Consider the following 17,493-nt stretch of genomic DNA (forward strand, 5'->3'; position numbering starts at 1 on the left):
TCCGTGCAGCGCCTTGCCCAGCACGGTCAGCACGTTGCCCCGGCGCCATTCGCCGCCGATGCCCCGAAGCACCGTGAGGGCCATCTCGGCGTTGCTCGCGGCACGCGCCGACTTCCGTGCGTCCAGGTCGACTTCCGCCAGACGGCACAGGGCCATGCCCTCCCACAGGCGCTGACGGCTGTCGCGGAACACCCGGAGCGCCTCTTCGAGCTGGGCCGTGGCATCGGTGTGCTGGCCGCACTTGCCGAGGGCCATGCCGAGCGCGTACCGGCCGTTCGCCACGCGGAGGGAGTGGCCCAGGGTCTCGTAGATCTCCGTGCCCTGGCCGGCGAGGGCGACGGCGCTGTCGGCACGCCCCGTCGCGAGGTGCAGACGGGAGAGGTTGCAGAGCGGGCTCGCCGATCCCGCCAGGTCGCCACAGGCGCGGAACTCCTCGATGGCGCGGCTGAAGTAGCCCTCGGCGTCCACGTAGCGCTTCTGGTAGAAGGCGATGCTCCCCAGGATGTTCGCCGCCCAGCAGCACGGAAGCGGGTCCTCGGACCGCTCGGCGAGCTGGAGGGCCTGCTGCGCCTCCCGGTAGGCCTGGTCGAACACCCCGGAGAACAGGCGCGCGTTGCTCAGGACGACGCAGGCCCGGCCCTCCGCGTGGACGTCCGACTCCACCCGTGCGGCGTCACGCAGCGCGGTCGCGGCCGCCTCGTACTCCCGTGAGTTGGCTCCCGATTCGGCCAGGTCGACGGCGGCCCACAGAAGGTCGATCGCGCGGCGCAGTGTCGTGGTCCCCGCCGACTGGCGTACGCAGGCGAGCAGCGGTACGGCTTCGGAGTACAGCCAGTCCCAGGAGGCCTGCCGGTCCTCGAACACCAGCCCCGGATACGCCGTCGGCTCCAGGTGGTCCACCAGGCGGTCGCCGGGGCGCTCGATCGCGTACACCCCCGCCGCCGTCGCCAGATAGAAGTCCAGCAGCCGCGACATGGCCGCAGCCCGTTCGCTCGGGGGCTGTTCGTCGCGTTCGGCGCACGCACGCGCGTAGAGGCGTACGAGGTCGTGGTAGCGGTAGCGGCCGGGGGCCGCCGACTCCAGGAGGGAGGTGTCGACGAGGGACTCCAGGAGGTCCTCGGTGTCCTCGGCCGGGAGGTCGAGCACCGCCGCCGCGGCCGCGAGCGAGATGTCCGGGCCGTCGGCGAGGCCCAGCAGGCGGAAGGCGCGGGCCTGGGCCGGCTCCAGCTGGCCGTAGCCGAGTTCGAAGGTGGCCTTGACGGCCAGGTCGCCGGCCTGGAGCTCGTCCAGCCGGCGCCGCTCGTCGGCGAGCTTCGCCGCGAGCACCGACACCGTCCAGGTGCGGCGGGCGGCGAGCCGGGAGGCGGCGATACGGATGGCCAGCGGCAGGAAGCCGCAGGCCGCGACCACGTCGAGGGCGGCCTCCCGTTCGGAGGCGACCCGCTCCTGTCCCACGATCTTGGTGAAGAGCTGCAACGCCTCCTCGGGCGACATCACGTCGAGGTCGACGAGATGGGCGCCCGCCAGGTCCACCATCCGGATGCGCGAGGTCACCAGGGCGGCGCAGCCCTCGGTGCCGGGCAGCAGCGGCCGTACCTGGGCGGCGTCGCGGGCGTTGTCCAGCAGGACCAGGACGCGGCGGCCGTCGAGGACGGAGCGGTAGAGGGCCGAGCGTTCCTCCAGCGAGTCGGGGATCGCGGAGTCCGCCGTTCCGAGGGCCCGCAGGAAGGCGCCGAGGACGGTCTCCGGTTCGGCCGCCCGGGATCCGGCGCCCTGGAGGTCGACGTACAGCTGCCCGTCGGGGAAGGCCCCGCGGGCCTGGTGGGCCACGTGCACCGCGAGGGTGGTCTTGCCGACGCCCCCGATGCCCGCGAGCGCCGAGACGGCCATGACCCGGCCCTCCTCGGAGGAGGCCGCGGCGAGGACGTCGCTCAGTTCCTGCACGAAGGACGCCCGGCCGGTGAAGTCGGTGACGGTTGCCGGGAGCTGGGCGGGGCGGACGGGGGCGACGACGGGCTCCGCCTTCGGGGCGGAGGGCTCCGCGAGACCCGGGTCCGCCTGGAGGATGCGCTGCTGGAGTTCCTTCAGCCCCGCCCGCGGGTCCACCCCCAGCTCGTCGGCGAGCAGCCGCCGGGTGTCGGCGTACACGGCGAGGGCCTCCGCCTGGCGGCCGGAGCGGTACAGCGCCAGCATCAGCAGTTCCCGCAGGCGTTCGCGCAGCGGGTGCGCCGCGGTGAGCGCGGTGAGTTCGGAGACCGCCTCGGCGTGGAAGCCCTGCTCCAGGTCCATGTCCAGGCAGGACTCGAGGAGTTGCAGCCGCCATTCCTCCAGGCGGGCCCGCTGGGTCTCCGCGTAGGGGCCGGGGATGCTCGCGAGCGGTTCGCCGTCCCACAGGGCGAGGGCGTCCCGGAGCAGGTCGCGGGCGCGGGACAGGTCGCCCGCCGCGCGCGCCTTCTCGGCGTCGGCGGCGAGCTCCTGGGCGTTCACGTGGTCGAGCGCGCCCTCGCGCAGGGAGCGGATGGCGTAGCCGCCGGACTCGCTGACCAGCACCTCGGCGCCGAGCGTCTTGCGCAGGCGCGAGGCGTACGTGCGCAGGGCGGCCAGCGCCTGGGACGGGGGCTCGTCGCCCCACAGGGCGTCGATGAGCTCGGAGGCCGTGGCGGTGCGGCCGTCGCGGAGCAGCAGCGCGGCCAGCAGGGCGCGTTGCTGCGGGGACCCGGCCGGCAGCGGCTCGTCCCCGAGCCAGGCGCGCACCGGGCCGAGCACGCTGAAGCGCAACGCCGCGGGCTCCTCGGGGCCCGGATGCCACTGCTTCGGTACGCGCGGCACACCGTCCATCGCTTCCCCCTGCCGAACCGTCAGTACAACGAGGCCAGTTTGCCTTGTTCATGGCGGATGCGTCAGCCGTGGGAGACGGCGATCACAAGGTGCGGTCCGGGAGCCCACACGGTCCTCACACAGGCTCCTCACACTTCTCCGCCCATTCATCTGCGCGCCGCCGTCGGCCGCGCCCTCCGGCGGGCGTCCGGCGGTCCGCCGACAGGGAGCTGACGGGTCGTCAGATCAGCGCTACCGTGGCCGGTATGGAGACCACGGAAACCGCGCAGAGCCCCTCGGCGGACGATCGGTCCGCCTTCCCGAGGATCATCTCGGTGGACGACCACACGGTCGAGCCGCCCGGCGTCTGGCAGGACCGGCTGCCCGCCAGGTACCAGGACGCAGGGCCCCGCATCGTCCGCGCGCCCCTGAAGGAAATGACCTTCCTGGGCGGGAAGTTCGCCCCCGTGATGGGGGCGCCCGGCGATGACGGTCCCGTCGGGGACTGGTGGGTCTACGAGGACCTGCACCGGCCCCTCACCCGCCTCGACACGGCCGTGGGCTACGACCGTGACGAGATCAGACTCGAGGTCATCACGTACGAGCAGATGCGCCCCGGTTCGTACGACGTGCCGCAGCGGCTGGCCGACATGGACGTCAACCACGTCCAGTCCGCCCTCTGCTTCCCCACCTTCCCCCGCTTCTGCGGGCAGACGTTCGCCGAGGCGGCCGACCGCGAGCTGGGACTCCTCTCGGTGCGGGCCTACAACGACTGGATGGTGGAGGAGTGGTGCGGGCCGAAGGCCCGGGGGCGGCTGATACCGCTGACGCTGGTCCCGCTGTGGGACGCCCGGCTCGCGGCGGACGAGGTGCGGCGCAACGCCGCCCGGGGCGTGCGCGCGGTGGCCTTCTCCGAGATCCCGCCGCACCTCGGGCTCCCGTCCGTGCACACCGACGACTGGGACCCCTTCCTCGCCGCCTGCGACGAGACGGGCACCGTCATCGCCATGCACATCGGCTCCAGCAGCCGGATGCCGTCGACCTCGGCCGACGCGCCGCCCGCGGTCGGCTCCACGATCACCTTCGCCAACTGCTGCTTCTCGATGGTCGACTGGCTGATGAGCGGCAAGTTCGAGCGCTTCCCGAACCTGAAGGTGATGTACGCGGAGGGCCAGATCGGCTGGATCCCGTACATCCTGGAACGCGCGGACGTGGTGTGGGAGGAGAACCGCGCCTGGGGCGGCGTGGCCGACAAGGTCCACCGGCCGCCGTCCGAGCTGTTCGCCGACCACGTGTACGGCTGCTTCTTCGACGACGCGTTCGGGCTGCGGAACCTCGACGCGATCGGCGTCGGCAACGTCCTCTACGAGACCGACTACCCGCACTCCGACTCGACCTGGCCGAAGTCCCGGGAGGTCGGCGAGGCCCAGATGGGCCACCTGGACGCCGACGTGGTCGAGCGGATCGTGCGGCGCAACGCGATCGACCTGCTGGGGCTGACGGAGGACGGCCTCTGGGCGGGCTGAGGCCCCGCCCGCCCGTGCGCGCCCCGGCGCCCCGGCGCCCCGGAGGGCCGGAGGGCCGGGCGACCGGCACCCGACCGCCTCTTGCCTGACGGAGCGTCAGAGATGAGTATGGCGGCGCAGCCCGATAAATGACGGACCGTCAGATAAGAGGTGCGGGTCATGCGGATACTGCCCGAAGGGCGGCTGGCGTACGGGATGCAGCTCCCGGTCCAGTCGCAGAGCACCATCTACGCGGAGCCGTGGGAGGCGGACGCGGGTCCCGACGACCTCGCCGGGATCGCCCGCGCCGCCGACCGCGCCGGATTCGCCTACGTCGCGAGCTGCGACCACGTCGCGATCCCGCGCCGGCTCGCGGACGCCATGAGCACCGTCTGGTACGACCCCGTCGCCACGCTCGCCTTCCTCGCCGCCGTCACCGAGCGCGTCCTGCTGCTCAGCCACGTCGCGGTCGTCGGGCTGCGGCACCCGCTCGTCACCGCCAAGCAGTACGCGACCCTCGACCACCTCTCGGGCGGGCGGCTGGTCCTCGGGGTCGGCGCCGGTCACGTGCGGGAGGAGTTCGACGCGGTCGGGGCCGACTTCGAGCGCCGGGGAGAGGTCCTCGACGAGACGATCGACGCCCTGCGCGCCACCCTCGGGCCGGAGGAGTTCCCCGTCCACCACGGCAAACGGTACGACTTCGAGGGTCTCGGCCAGCGGCCCAGGCCCGCCCGGGAGCGGGTGCCCGTGTGGGTGGGCGGCTCCTCGCCCGCCGCCGTGCGCCGGGCCGCGCTGCGCGGCGACGGCTGGCTGCCGCAGGGTGATCCGCGCGACCGGCTGCCGGGGCAGATCGCCCGGATCACGGCCCTGCGCGCCGAGGCGGGCATCACGGAACCCCTGACGATCGGCGCCATCACCGAGCCGCTGTACGTCGGTGCCCCCGGCTGGGACGTCGGCCGGCGGACGCTGAGCGGGCCGCCCGAGGCCCTGGCCGCGTCGCTGCGGGAGTACGGCGCGATGGGCGTGCACCAGGTGCAGGTGCGGTTCCGCAGCCGCGGCCTCGATGAACTCCTCGATCAGATCAGCACGTTCGGCGCGGACGTCGCGCCCCACCTCACTTAGGGAGTCAGGGCATGGGCAAGCTGGACGGGCGGGTCGTCCTCATCACCGGCGCGGCGCGCGGGCAGGGCGAACAGGAGGCGCGGCTCTTCGCGGCGGAGGGCGCGCGCGTGGTCGTCGCGGACGTGCTCGACGACCAGGGGGAGGAGCTGGCCAAGGAGATCGGCGCGGCCTACGTCCATCTGGACGTGAGCCGGGAGGAGGACTGGGCGGCGGCCGTCGCCTCCGCGAAGGCCGCGTACGGGCGGATCGACGGGCTGGTCAACAACGCCGGCATCCTGCGCTTCAACGCGCTCGTCGACACCCCGCTGGCCGAGTTCCTACAGATCGTGCAGGTCAACCAGGTCGGGGTGTTCCTCGGGATCAAGACCCTCGCGCCCGAGATCGCCGAGGCCGGCGGCGGGACGATCGTGAACACGGCGTCCTTCACCGGGCTCACGGGGATGGCGTACGTCGGCGCGTACGCGGCGACCAAGCACGCCATCGTCGGTCTGACCCGGGTGGCGGCGCTGGAACTCGCGGAGAAGGGGATCCGGGTCAACGCGGTCTGCCCCGGCGCCGTCGACACGGCCATGAGCAACCCGGCACAGCTCTCCCCGGGCCAGGACGCCGAGGAGGCCTCGCGGGCGCTCGACGCGTTCTACGCCAAGCTCGTGCCGCTCGGCCGGATCGGCCGTCCCGAGGACGTGGCCCGCCTCGCCCTGTTCCTGACCGGCGAGGACTCCTCGTACATCACCGGGCAGCCCTTCGTGATCGACGGCGGCTGGCTCGCGGGCGTGAGCGTTCTCTGACGGTGTATCAGCTATTGACGGTCCATGCGCACGGTGGAACAGTCGGCTCAAACAATCTGACGGTATGTCAGATATCTGGATGGGGACGGTGAACCTCCTTGGAATTCGGGCTCTTTGTACAGGGATACGTGGGCAAGCGGGCCGAGACCGACCCGCTCGCGGAGCACAAGGCGCTGATGGAGGAGACCGAGTACGTCATCCAGGCTGACAGGTCCGGCTTCAAGTACGCCTGGGCGTCCGAGCACCACTTCCTGGAGGAGTACTCGCACCTGTCGGCCAACGACGTCTACCTCGGCTACCTCGCGCACGCCACCGACCGCATCCACCTCGGCTCCGGCATCTTCAACCCGCTCGCCCAGGTCAACCACCCGGTCAAGGTCGCCGAGAAGGTCGCCATGCTCGACCACCTCACCGGCAACCGCTTCGAGTTCGGCTCCGGACGCGGCGCCGGCTCGCACGAGATCCTCGGCTTCCTCCCCGGCATCACCGACATGAACCACACCAAGGAGATCTGGGAGGAGACCATCGCCGAGTTCCCGAAGATGTGGCTCCAGGACGAGTACGTGGGCTTCCAGGGCAAGCACTGGTCGCTGCCGCCGCGCAAGATCCTGCCCAAGCCGTACGGGAAGTCGCACCCGGCGATGTGGTACGCCGCCGGATCGCCGCCCTCGTACGCCATGGCCGCCCGCAAGGGACTCGGCGTGCTCGGCTTCAGCGTGCAGAAGGTCGCCGACATGGAATGGGTCCTGGAGCAGTACAAGACCGCCGTCGTGGACGCCGAGCCCATCGGCGACTTCGTCAACGACAACGTGATGGTGACGACCACCGCGATCTGCGCGCCCACCCACGACGAGGCCATCTCGATCGCGGTCGGCGGCGGGCTGCACTACCTGCCCTCCCTCGTCTTCCGCTACCACGACACCTTCCCGCGCCCCGAGGGCTTCCCCGTCTGGCCCGAGACCCTCCCCGAGTACAACGCGGAGTTCGTCGAGCTGCTCATCGAGGAGGAGTTGCTGATCTGCGGCGACCCGGACGAGGTGCTCACCCAGTGCAAGCGCTGGGAGCAGGCCGGGGCCGACCAGCTCAGCTTCGGGCTGCCCGTCGGCGTCCCCAAGGAGGAGACCCTCCAGACGATCCGGCTCATCGGCGAGCACGTGATCCCGAAGATCGACACGGACCCGGTGCACCGCACCACCCGCTTCCGCCAAGCCGTCTAGGGGGTACTCCCGCGATGCTCGACCACGTGATCAGGGGCGCGACCGTCGTGGACGGGACGGGAGCGCCCGGGTACACCGCGGACGTGGGGATCCGGGACGGCCGCGTCGCCGTGACCGGCACGGTCACCGAGCCGTCCCGGACGAGCGAGGACGCGCACGGACTCGTCCTCGCCCCCGGCTTCGTGGACCCGCACACCCACTACGACGCCCAGCTCTTCTGGGACCCGTACGCGACCCCGTCCCTCAACCACGGCGTCACCACGGTCGCGGGCGGCAACTGCGGGTTCACCCTCGCCCCGCTGAACCCCGACCGGCCCGGGGACGCCGACTACACGCGCCGCATGATGTCCAAGGTCGAGGGCATGTCCCTGGTCGCCCTGGAAGAGGGCGCGCCCTGGAACTGGCACGGCTTCGGGGAGTACCTGGACGCCCTGGAGGGCCGGATCGCGGTCAACGCCGGCTTCATGGTGGGCCACTGCGCGCTGCGCCGGTACGTCATGGGCCCCGACGCGGTGGGCGGGCAGCCGACGCCGGAGCAGCTCGACGCCATGCTGCGGCTGTTCCACGAGGCCATGGACGCCGGTGCCTGGGGCTTCTCCACCACCCAGTCCTCCACCCACTCCGACGGGGACGGCCGGCCGGTCGCCTCCCGGCACGCCGGACCCGCCGAACTCCTCGCCCTGGCCCGCGCCGTGGGGGAGCACGAGGGCACCCAGATCGAGGCGATCACCGCCGGCTGCCTGGACCGGTTCAGCGACGCCGAGATCGATCTGTTCGTGGAGATGAGCGCGGCCGCGGGCCGCCCGCTCAACTGGAACGTCCTGACGATCGACTCCGCCGTCCCCGAGCGCGTCCCGCGCCAGCTCGAGGCGAGCGAACGCGCCCGCAAGGCCGGCGGCCGGGTCGTCGCGCTCACCATGCCGATCCTCACCCCGATGAACATGTCGCTCGGAACCTTCTGCGCGCTGAACCTGATCCCCGGCTGGGGACCGGTCCTCGCGCTGCCCGTCCCCGAGCGCATCGCGAAACTCCGCGACCCCGCGGTCCGCGCCGAGATGCTCAGGCACGCGCGGAGCGAGGAGGCGGGCGTCTTCCGGCGCCTCGCCGACTTCGGCCGGTACGTCATCGGCGACACCTACAGCGACGCGAACGAGGGCCTGACCGGGCGCGTGGTGCGCGACATCGCCGCCGAACGCGGCCAGGAGCCCTTCGCCTGCCTGGTGGAGATCTGCGCCGCCGACGGGCTGCGTACGGTGCTGTGGCCCATGCCCACCGACAACGACCCGGACTCCTGGGCCCTGCGCGCCGAGACCTGGCGGCACGAGGACGTCCTGCTCGGCGGCTCCGACGCGGGCGCCCACCTGGACCGCATGTGCGGGGCCCCGTACACCACCCGGTTCCTCGGCGACTGTCTGCGCGGACGCGGGCTCACCTCCCTGGAAGCGGCCGTGAAGATGCTCACGGACGATCCCGCGCGGCTGTTCGGCCTGCGCGACCGCGGACGGATCGAGGCGGGATTCCATGCGGACCTGGTGCTCTTCGACCCGGAACGGATCGACGCCGGAAAGGCCACGCTGGTGCACGACCTGCCGGGAGACAGTCCGCGGCTGGACTCCCGGGCGATCGGGGTGAACGCCGTGTGGGTCAACGGGACCGAGGTGATCCGCGACGACGTGGTGACGGGCGCGGTGCCGGGCCGGGTCCTGCGGTCGGGCCGCGACACCCGCACGGTGAGCACCCGGTGACCGCCCCGGAGAGCACCGGGCAGCGCCTGTTCGTCGGCGGGGCGTGGATGGCGCCCGACCACGGGTTCTACGAGGTGCGGAACCCGGCGACCGAGCAGGTGGTCGGGCTCGCCCCCGAGGCCTCCCGGGCCCAGGTGCACGCGGCCGCGGCGGCGGCCCGCGAGGCCTTCGGCCCCTGGTCGCGCACCCCCGCCGAGGAACGGGCCGCCGTCCTCGCCCGCGCGGCCGACGTCGTCCGGCGCAACCTCGTGCCGTACGCCGGCCTCGCGCAGGCGGAGAGCGGCGCCACCACCGGGACGGCGCGCGGGATGCAGGTCGGGGTCGGGATGGCCCGCTTCCGGCGCTACGCCCGGCCCGAGCCCGTCGAGACGGCGCTGCCGCCGCAGATCAACGAGGCGGGACCGTTCGGCCCGGCCGCCGTGATGGGCGCGCTGGCCGTACGCCGGCCCGTCGGCGTGGTCACCTGCATCACCTCGTACAACAACCCGTGGGCCAACCCGGCCGGCAAGATCGCCCCCGCGCTCGCGATGGGCAACACCGTGGTGGTCAAACCCGCCCCGCAGGACCCGCTCTCCGTCTACCGGATGGCCGAGGCCCTGGAGGCCGCGGGCGTGCCGCCGGGCGTGGTGAACGTGGTCGGCGGCTCGACACCGGAGTCCGGTGAGGCCGCGGTCGACTCGCCCGACGTCGACATGGTCAGCTTCACCGGCTCGACGGCGGTCGGGCAGCGGATCGCCGAGGTGTGCGGGCGCGGGATGAAGCGCCAGCTGATGGAACTGGGCGGCAAGGGCGCGGCGATCGTCTTCGACGACGCGGACCTGGCCTCGGCCGTGTCGGGCATCGGCACGACCTTCTCCTTCTACAGCGGACAGATCTGCACCGCGCCGACACGGGTGCTGGTGCAGCGGGGCGTCCACGACGAGTTGGTGCGACAACTCGCCGCCTACGCAGGCCACTTGAAGGTGGGGGATCCGCGGGAGCCGGGCACGGTGGTCGGCCCGGTCATCTCCGCGGCCCACCGCGACCGCGTCGAGTCCTACGTCGAACTCGGCCGCAAGGAGGGCGCGCGGATCGTGACGGGCGGCGAACGCCCGCCCCTCCCCACCGGGTTCTACGTCGCCCCCACCCTCCTCGCCGACTGCACGCCGGACATGAGGGTCGTCAGGGAGGAGATCTTCGGCCCGGTCGTCGTCGTGCTGCCCTTCGACGACGAGGAGGAGGCGATCGCCCTCGCCGACGACTCCGACTACGGCCTGATCGACTACGTCTGGTCCGGGGACGTGGCCCGCGCCTTCCGCGTGGCCCGCCGGCTGCGCGCGGGCGGCGTCGGCGTCAACACCGTCGGCCGCAACATGGAGGCCCCCTTCGGCGGCTTCAAGAAGAGCGGCGTGGGCCGCGACGTGGGCTCCTACGCCCTGCACGCGTACAGCGAGACGCAGGCGATCGTGTGGCCGGGGTGAGAGCCGCGGTGCGGGACGGACGCGGCCGGGGCCAGGGGCTCCGGCCGCGTCCTCGGTCCGTCACTTCGACATGATGAAGCGCAGGGCGAAGCCGGAGGCGGTGGTCCAGTAGGTGACGCGCTGATCGTTGTCCGCGTACAGCGCGTCGGCGGGCATGGGGACGTCGATCGGCTTGCCCACGGTGCTGTCGGCCTTGCTGCCCTGGAGGGTGAGGGTGATGCTCCTCGCCTCGTGCTCGCCCGTGTTGCCGCTGCTCACGAGCAGAGCGGCGTACGCCTCCCGGCCCGGGTCGAGGGTGACGGGCTCACCCGGGGTCCCGTTGCTGTCCTTGATCACCGGGGTCGTGAACTGGGCGTCGGCACCCAGCTTCACGATGGGGTAGCCGTAGAGGTTGCACTTCTTGTCGCTCGCGTTCTGGACGGTGAGGGCGAGGTGCCGGAGGTCCCGCTCCTTCACGGCGGACACCGCGAGCTCCTTCTGGGTGCAGGCGGCGATCGCCCCCGTGCCGCCGCCGCTGCCGCCGGCGCTCGCCTTGCCACCACTGCCGCCGGTGCCCGTGCCGCCCGTCTTGCCGGTGCCACCGGTGCCGCTGGTGCCCCCGCCGGCCGTCTTGCCGGTGCCGCCGGTGCCGCCGCCCGTCTTGCCCGTGCTGCTCGTGCCGCCGGTGCCGCCCGCGCTGCTCGTACCACCCGTGCCGCCCGCGTCGCTCGTGCCGCCCGCGTCGCCCGAAGTCCCGCCCGGCTTCGCCGAAGCCGTTCCGCTCGGCCGTGCCGAGGACTTGGAGCCGCCCGAACCCTCGGCGGCGCCCGGGTCGCACGCCGTGGTCGTGAGCAGCGCCGCGGCCGCCACGGCCCCGAGGGCGTAGGACTTCCAGTTGCCGGGGTTCTTGCGGTTCCTGCGGGCAGGCGTGTTCATGGTGTCCCGTTTCCTTTTCGGTCAGTACGGAGATCGCACTCGCCGACGGTCCCGGGTGCACGAGGACACGGGTGTCCCCTGTGGACGGGTGGGCCGGGGTGCTGTGCCGCCGCCGAGTGGACGACCCGCTCGGCCGGTGCGACACCCACAGCATGGGATTCCTCGTGGGACCGGGACAACAGCCGCCCGCCGACTCGGGACGGTGAAACCATCCCACCCCCGGTGACCTGCGGAGAACGCGCACACCTGGGATGCCCGCCTGGGACGCGAGGACCCCGGCGGCCTCACCCCCGCAGGTCCACCCGCACCGTCAGCAGCCCCGTCCCGATCAGCCGTACCGCCGCGCTGTTGCCCCGGGGCAGGGTGCGCAGCCGGGCCACCGGGTCGTCGTCCGGGAGGAGGTGCGCCGTGCCCTCGTGCCAGCGGCCGCGGAGCCGCACCCGCACCCTCGGGTCCGCCTGGATGTTGCGTACGTACTGCGACCGCTCCCCGAACTCCGAGACCAGCCAGAAGGCGTCACCGACGCGGCGGCCGCCGAGCGGGGTGCGCCGGGGCAGGCCGGAGACGCGGCCGGTGGTCTCCAGGAGCGTCTGGAACGGTATCCGGCGCGCGAGCGGGTTGACGACGTGCCGCTGGAAGGCTGTCGTGGCGCGGAACCTGAGGTCGGCGGGACGGGTCATGGTCCGTGGGTCTCCTGTCCGGACTGGTGTGTGGTGCAAGGAAGTTGCTTCAATGGTCCCCGATGTCGCGCGACGGGAGCAGGTGGCTGCGGATGCGGGTCGTGACCTGGAACCTCTGGTGGCGGTTCGGGCCCTGGGAGGAGCGGCAGAAAGCCATTCTGGCCGTGCTGCGCGAACTGCGGCCCGACGTGGTCGGGTTGCAGGAGGTGTGGGAGTGCGGCGGCCAGAACCTCGCCGGATGGCTCGCGGACGAGCTGGGGATGCACTGGACCTGGGCCGCCTCCGACGCCTCGGACCGCTGGCAGCGGCGGATCGGGGACCCCACGGTCGACGTCGGCAACGCCGTGCTGAGCCGCTGGCCGGTGGTGGCGCAGGAGGTGCTGCGGCTGCCCGCCCCCGAGGAGCTGTACGACGGACGGCTCGCCCTGCACGCCCGTCTGGCCACGCCCGCCCACGAGGTGCCCTTCTTCACCACCCACCTCACCTCGGCGATCCACGCCTCGGGCGTGCGCCGCGAACAGGTCACCGCGCTCGCGGAGTTCGTCGCCGCGCACCGGGGCGGCACCGACTTCCCCCCGGTCGTCACGGGCGACTTCAACGCCTGGCCGGACTCCGACGAGATCCGCCTGTTCGGGGGGTATAAGACGTCCCCCGCGGTTCCCGGACAGGTCTTCCTCGACGCCTGGGAGTACGCCGACCCGACGGCGCCCCGGGCCACCTGGGACCCGGAGAACGCCCACGTCGGCCCGTACAGCCCCGCCGCACGCATCGACTACGTCCACGTCGGCCCGCCCGGCCCCGGCGGCCTCGGACACGTCCGGTCCGTACGGCGGGCCGGCGACGCCCCGGTCGGCGGCGTCTGGCCCTCGGACCACGCGGCCGTCGTGGCCGACCTGTCCCTCCCCCCGGCCTGATCCGCCGGGGACCCTAAGGCGTTTTCGCGGCCCCCAGGAAGATCGGATTCGTGAACGCCGCCAGGGCGCCCGGTACCGGGCCCGCCGCCGTCTCGTGGCGCAGTTCCGCGCGGACGTACGCCGCGTAGGACGCCGTCGTACGCCATTCCACCGTGCCGGAGCCCGCGACCGGCAGCGGGTCGCTCGTGAACAGCGTGCCCTGGTCGGTGACGAGGCGGACCGTGCAGCGCGGGGCGCCGGTGACCTCCAGGCGGACGGTGACCGGGGTGTCCGGCGCGACCCTCAACCGCTCCCCGATGCCCGCGTGTTCGCCCTTGGCGCCGGACGCGGAGAAGGCGAGGGAGACCAGCTTCGACTCGGCGACGTAGGAGCGGCCCGCGCGGATGCCCTCCTGGACCGCCTCACGGGTCAGGTCGTCGGCGAGGACGACCGTCTGCGGGGAGCCGACCCGGTCGGGGTCGCGGTGCGCGTCGCTGTTGCCCATCGCCGGGAGCCAGTCGTGGCCCCCGCGCACGGAGGCGACCAGCATGCTGTCCCAGTCGGCGAGGGCGACCTCGTCGTCGGGGGTGTACGGGCCGTTCCACACCTCGACCGCGTCCGCCTCGCCGAAGCCGAACTTCCAGCCGCAGCCGACGCAGGTGGCGTGCGGGTGGGCGGGCACCACGAGACCGCCGGCGCCCCGGATCCGGCGCGCGAACCGGCCGAACCGGTTGTCGCGGGCCCGGTAGCGCCAGTCGACGAAGGTTCCCGGCTCCGTGCCGAGCGCCAGCACGTGCCCGTTGCGCGTGGTGACCTCCTCGCCCAGCATGACCAGCAGGTCGTCGCCCGCCTGGTCCGCCCAGTGCGGATGCGCGGCGTGCGTGTTGTGGTCCGAGGAGTTGATGAAGTCCAGGCCCGCCTCCCGTGCCAGCGCCGCGATCTCGGCGGGGGTGCGGCGGCCGTCGGAGTACCAGGAGTGCAGGTGGCAGTCGCCGCGGTACCAGGCACGGCCGCGGCCCCTGGCCCGCGAGGGCGGGTACACCGGCTCCGGTGCCGGGGCGGGCTTCCCGTACGTCAGGGTGACCGTGACCTCGTACGCCAGTCCCTGCGGGGCCACCGTGTACGGGCCGAGCACGATGTGCCAGATGCCGGGGCGGACCGGCCCGGGGACGTAACCGGGGGTCGCGTCGTCCGAGCGGATGAAGAACTCCGTGCGCGCGCCGCCCGACCAGCCACGGAAACCCCGGCCGCCCAGCTCCGTGCCGTGCTCGTCGAAGATGCCGATGTCCAGCGCGTTGCCCGCGGTGCCGGCCGGGACCGACGGCCTCTCGTAGGTGTAGGAGACCTTGATCTCCGCGACCCCGGCCGGTACCTCGACCGGGAGGTACACGAAGTCGGGGGAGCCGGTGGGGAGGGTGCCGCGCACCGTCCGTGTCTCCTGGTCGTCCGCCGCTCCCGCGTGCGCACCGCTGGCGAAGGTCACGCCTCCCAACGTAAGCGCGGCGGCCGCTCCCGTCACGAACAGGGCGCGTCTGCCGATGCCGTGGTCGTCCTCGCACATACTGCTGCTCCCAGGGGCCGGGTGTGACAGTGACATGAGTGATGCGAAGTGCCACGGACCACTGTGGGGGCAGCCTGTGAACGCGGGGGCAAGTCAGGGGAATCGACGGTTTGCCGGGAGGCCGACAGATGCCGTGCGGCTCGAATCGGGCACGTCCGGCGATACCTGATCACCTCGACCGTATGCTCGAAGGATGACGACCTCCGCTACGGGCGCGACTCCCGGATCCGGGCCGACGGCGAACTCCATGCGGCGAGCGCTGAAGCGCGCACGGGACGGTGTCGCGCTCGACGTGAGCGAGGCCGCGGTGCTGCTCCAGGCCCGCGGCACGGACCTGGACGACCTGGCCGCCTCCGCCGCGCGGGTGCGTGACGCGGGCCTGGAGGCGGCCGGCCGCCCCGGTGTCATCACGTACTCCAAGAGCGTCTTCGTCCCGCTGACCCGGCTGTGCCGGGACAAGTGCCACTACTGCACGTTCGTCACCGTCCCCGGCAAACTGCGCAGGGCCGGCCACGGGATGTTCATGTCCCCGGACGAGGTCCTCGACATCGCCCGCAAGGGCGCGGCCCTCGGCTGCAAGGAAGCCCTGATCACCCTCGGCGACAAGCCGGAGGACCGCTGGCCCGAGGCCCGCGAATGGCTGGACGCGCACGGCTACGACGACACGATCGCCTACGTACGGGCGATCTCCGTCCGCATCCTGGAGGAGACGGGCCTGCTGCCGCACCTGAACCCGGGTGTGATGTCGTGGACCGACTTCCAGCGGCTGAAGCCCGTCGCCCCGTCGATGGGCATGATGCTGGAGACCACCGCGACCCGGCTGTGGTCCGAGCCCGGCGGCCCCCACTTCGGCTCCCCGGACAAGGAGCCCGCCGTACGGCTGCGGGTCCTGGAGGACGCCGGCCGCTCCTCCGTCCCGTTCACCAGCGGGCTGCTGATCGGCATCGGCGAGACGTACGAGGAGCGCGCCGACTCCCTGTTCGCGCTGCGCCGGATCTCGCGGGCCCACCACGGCATCCAGGAACTGATCATCCAGAACTTCCGCGCCAAGCCGGACACCGCGATGCGCGGGATGCCGGACGCGGAGCTGGACGAGCTGATCGCCGCCGTCGCCGTCGCCCGGCACGTCATGGGCCCGGCCGCCTGTCTCCAGGCACCGCCCAACCTGGTCGCCGGCGAGTACGAGCGACTGATCGGCGCCGGGATCGACGACTGGGGCGGGGTCTCCCCGCTGACCATCGACCACGTCAACCCCGAGCGGCCCTGGCCGCAGATCGAGCTGCTGCGCGAGCGGTCGGCCGAGGCGGGCTTCGAGCTGCGCGAACGCCTCTGCGTCTACCCGGAGTTCGTGCGGCGCGGCGAGCCCTGGCTGGACCCGCGGCTGCTGCCGCACGTACGGGCGCTCGCGGACCCGGAGACCGGGCTCGCGCTGCCGGACGCGGTGGTCGAGGGCCGGCCCTGGCAGGAGCCCGAGGAGGCCTTCACGTCCTCGGGGCGCACCGACCTGCACAGCGCCATCGACACCGAGGGCCGCACCGGCGACCGCCGCGAGGACTTCGACACCGTGTACGGCGACTGGGGGGCCCTGCGGGAGGCGGCGGCCCCCGGGATGGTGCCGTCCCGCATCGACACGGACGTCCGGGCGGCCCTCGCGACCGCGGCCGACGACCCGACGGGGCTGACCGACGACGAGGCCCTCGCGCTGCTGCACGCCGACGGGCCCGCCCTCGACGCCCTGTGCCGGATCGCCGACGACGTGCGCAGGGCGGCGGTCGGCGACGACGTCACGTACATCGTCACCCGCAACATCAACTTCACCAACGTCTGCTACACCGGCTGCCGTTTCTGCGCCTTCGCCCAGCGCCGCACGGACGCCGACGCCTACACGCTCTCCCTGGAGCAGGTCGCGGACCGTGCCGCCCAGGCCTGGGACGTCGGCGCGGTCGAGGTGTGCATGCAGGGCGGCATCCACCCGGACCTGCCCGGCACGGCCTACTTCGACATCGCGAAGGCGGTGAAGGAACGGGTCCCGGGCATGCACGTCCACGCCTTCTCCCCGATGGAGGTGGTGAACGGCGCGACCCGCACCGGCCTGTCCATCCGCGAGTGGCTGACCGCGGCCAAGGAGGCGGGCCTGGACACCATTCCCGGCACCGCCGCGGAGATCCTGGACGACGAGGTGCGCTGGGTCCTGACGAAGGGCAAACTGCCCGCGGCGACCTGGATCGAGGTGGTCACCACGGCCCACGAGCTGGGCATCCGCTCCTCCTCCACCATGATGTACGGCCACGTCGACCAGCCCCGGCACTGGCTCGGCCACTTCCGCACGCTCTCCCGCATCCAGCAGGAGACCGGCGGCTTCACGGAGTTCGTGACCCTCCCCTTCATCCACACCAACGCCCCCGTCTACCTGGCCGGCATCGCCCGTCCCGGCCCGACGACCCGCGACAACCGCGCCGTCATGGCGATGGCCCGCCTCCTGCTGCACCCGCACATCCCCAACATCCAGACCAGCTGGGTCAAGCTGGGTGCCGAGGGGGCCGCCGAGATGCTCCGCTCCGGCGCCAACGACCTGGGCGGCACGCTGATGGAGGAGACCATCTCCCGTATGGCGGGCTCCCGTTACGGCTCCTACATGTCGGTCAAGGACCTGGTCGCGGTGGCCGAGGCCGCGGGCCGCCCCGCCCGGCCCCGCACCACGCTCTACGGCGAGGTCCCCCTGGAACGGCAGCGGGCTGCGGCGGCCTCGGACGGCCACCTGCCGGAACTGCTGCCGGTGCTCGACTGAGA

12 protein-coding genes are annotated in these 17,493 nt (G+C 72.8%); 8 read left to right on the top strand and 4 right to left on the bottom strand.

The features are described from left to right. A partial coding sequence (gene afsR, locus CW362_RS23550) for an SARP-family global regulator AfsR (protein ID WP_103551515.1) occupies positions 1–2,838 on the bottom strand: 2,838 nt, incomplete at its 3' end. 245 nt (positions 2,839–3,083) lie between these two features. Here afsR and CW362_RS23555 point away from each other — a divergent pair. The 6 genes from CW362_RS23555 to CW362_RS23580 all read left to right on the top strand — a co-directional run bounded on the left by CW362_RS23555 (position 3,084) and on the right by CW362_RS23580 (position 10,654). Beyond that, complete coding sequence (locus CW362_RS23555; protein ID WP_103551516.1) at positions 3,084–4,343, top strand: amidohydrolase family protein; 1,260 nt, start codon at positions 3,084–3,086, stop codon at positions 4,341–4,343. 159 nt (positions 4,344–4,502) lie between these two features. Beyond that, positions 4,503–5,444, top strand: coding sequence for a TIGR03619 family F420-dependent LLM class oxidoreductase (locus CW362_RS23560; protein WP_240657987.1), 942 nt, complete (start codon positions 4,503–4,505; stop codon positions 5,442–5,444). Positions 5,445–5,455: 11 nt separating this feature from the next. After that, positions 5,456–6,232 carry an SDR family NAD(P)-dependent oxidoreductase gene (locus CW362_RS23565; protein WP_103551517.1) on the top strand — a complete coding sequence of 259 codons (777 nt, stop codon included), beginning with the start codon at positions 5,456–5,458 and terminating at the stop codon, positions 6,230–6,232. A 98-nt stretch (positions 6,233–6,330) separates the two neighbouring features. After that, entirely contained in the window at positions 6,331–7,449 is a 1,119-nt protein-coding gene (locus CW362_RS23570; protein WP_103551518.1) for an LLM class flavin-dependent oxidoreductase, read from the top strand. Between the two features lie 14 nt (positions 7,450–7,463). Then, positions 7,464–9,194, top strand: a complete 1,731-nt coding sequence (locus CW362_RS23575; RefSeq protein ID WP_103551519.1) for an N-acyl-D-amino-acid deacylase family protein — start codon at positions 7,464–7,466, stop codon at positions 9,192–9,194. A gap of 47 nt (positions 9,195–9,241) precedes the next feature. Beyond that, a complete protein-coding gene (locus CW362_RS23580; RefSeq protein ID WP_103551555.1) occupies positions 9,242–10,654 on the top strand; it encodes an aldehyde dehydrogenase family protein in 1,413 nt (470 codons plus the stop codon). A gap of 60 nt (positions 10,655–10,714) precedes the next feature. Here the strand turns inward: CW362_RS23580 and CW362_RS44700 are convergent, their stop codons facing one another. Together CW362_RS44700 and CW362_RS23595 are read right to left on the bottom strand one after the other, a co-directional pair. Beyond that, positions 10,715–11,569 (bottom strand): DUF4232 domain-containing protein, encoded by an 855-nt coding sequence (locus CW362_RS44700; RefSeq protein ID WP_167455635.1) that lies wholly within the window; start codon positions 11,567–11,569, stop codon positions 10,715–10,717. Positions 11,570–11,853: 284 nt separating this feature from the next. Continuing rightward, positions 11,854–12,249: a nitroreductase/quinone reductase family protein gene (locus CW362_RS23595; protein WP_103551520.1), complete on the bottom strand. Its 396-nt coding sequence runs from the start codon at positions 12,247–12,249 to the stop codon at positions 11,854–11,856. Between the two features lie 92 nt (positions 12,250–12,341). Between CW362_RS23595 and CW362_RS23600 the strand changes: the two genes are divergently transcribed. Next, the gene (locus CW362_RS23600; protein ID WP_103551557.1) at positions 12,342–13,163 is read left to right on the top strand and encodes an endonuclease/exonuclease/phosphatase family protein; all 822 of its coding nucleotides are present in this window, start codon (positions 12,342–12,344) and stop codon (positions 13,161–13,163) included. 13 nt (positions 13,164–13,176) lie between these two features. Here the strand turns inward: CW362_RS23600 and CW362_RS23605 are convergent, their stop codons facing one another. After that, positions 13,177–14,703: a CehA/McbA family metallohydrolase gene (locus tag CW362_RS23605; RefSeq protein WP_103551521.1), complete on the bottom strand. Its 1,527-nt coding sequence runs from the start codon at positions 14,701–14,703 to the stop codon at positions 13,177–13,179. A 193-nt stretch (positions 14,704–14,896) separates the two neighbouring features. Here CW362_RS23605 and CW362_RS23610 point away from each other — a divergent pair, with 193 nt between their 5' ends. Further along, positions 14,897–17,491 (top strand): bifunctional FO biosynthesis protein CofGH, encoded by a 2,595-nt coding sequence (locus tag CW362_RS23610; protein ID WP_103551522.1) that lies wholly within the window; start codon positions 14,897–14,899, stop codon positions 17,489–17,491. Positions 17,492–17,493 lie beyond the last annotated feature (2 nt).

It is taken from the genome of Streptomyces populi (genome assembly GCF_002911015.1).
In the GTDB taxonomy this organism is placed as follows: domain Bacteria; phylum Actinomycetota; class Actinomycetes; order Streptomycetales; family Streptomycetaceae; genus Streptomyces; species Streptomyces populi.

Excerpts from the sequence above, each read along its gene's own strand:
- CW362_RS23555 (WP_103551516.1), top strand. The coding sequence starts at position 3,084 with ATGGAGACCACGGAAACCGCGCAGAGCCCCTCGGCGGACGATCGGTCC.
- CW362_RS23560 (WP_240657987.1), top strand. The coding sequence starts at position 4,503 with ATGCGGATACTGCCCGAAGGGCGGCTGGCGTACGGGATGCAGCTCCCG.
- CW362_RS23565 (WP_103551517.1), top strand. The coding sequence starts at position 5,456 with ATGGGCAAGCTGGACGGGCGGGTCGTCCTCATCACCGGCGCGGCGCGC.
- CW362_RS23575 (WP_103551519.1), top strand. The coding sequence starts at position 7,464 with ATGCTCGACCACGTGATCAGGGGCGCGACCGTCGTGGACGGGACGGGA.
- CW362_RS23580 (WP_103551555.1), top strand. The coding sequence starts at position 9,242 with ATGGCGCCCGACCACGGGTTCTACGAGGTGCGGAACCCGGCGACCGAG.
- CW362_RS44700 (WP_167455635.1), bottom strand. The coding sequence starts at position 11,569 with ATGAACACGCCTGCCCGCAGGAACCGCAAGAACCCCGGCAACTGGAAG.
- CW362_RS23595 (WP_103551520.1), bottom strand. The coding sequence starts at position 12,249 with ATGACCCGTCCCGCCGACCTCAGGTTCCGCGCCACGACAGCCTTCCAG.
- CW362_RS23600 (WP_103551557.1), top strand. The coding sequence starts at position 12,342 with ATGCGGGTCGTGACCTGGAACCTCTGGTGGCGGTTCGGGCCCTGGGAG.
- CW362_RS23605 (WP_103551521.1), bottom strand. The coding sequence starts at position 14,703 with ATGTGCGAGGACGACCACGGCATCGGCAGACGCGCCCTGTTCGTGACG.
- CW362_RS23610 (WP_103551522.1), top strand. The coding sequence starts at position 14,897 with ATGACGACCTCCGCTACGGGCGCGACTCCCGGATCCGGGCCGACGGCG.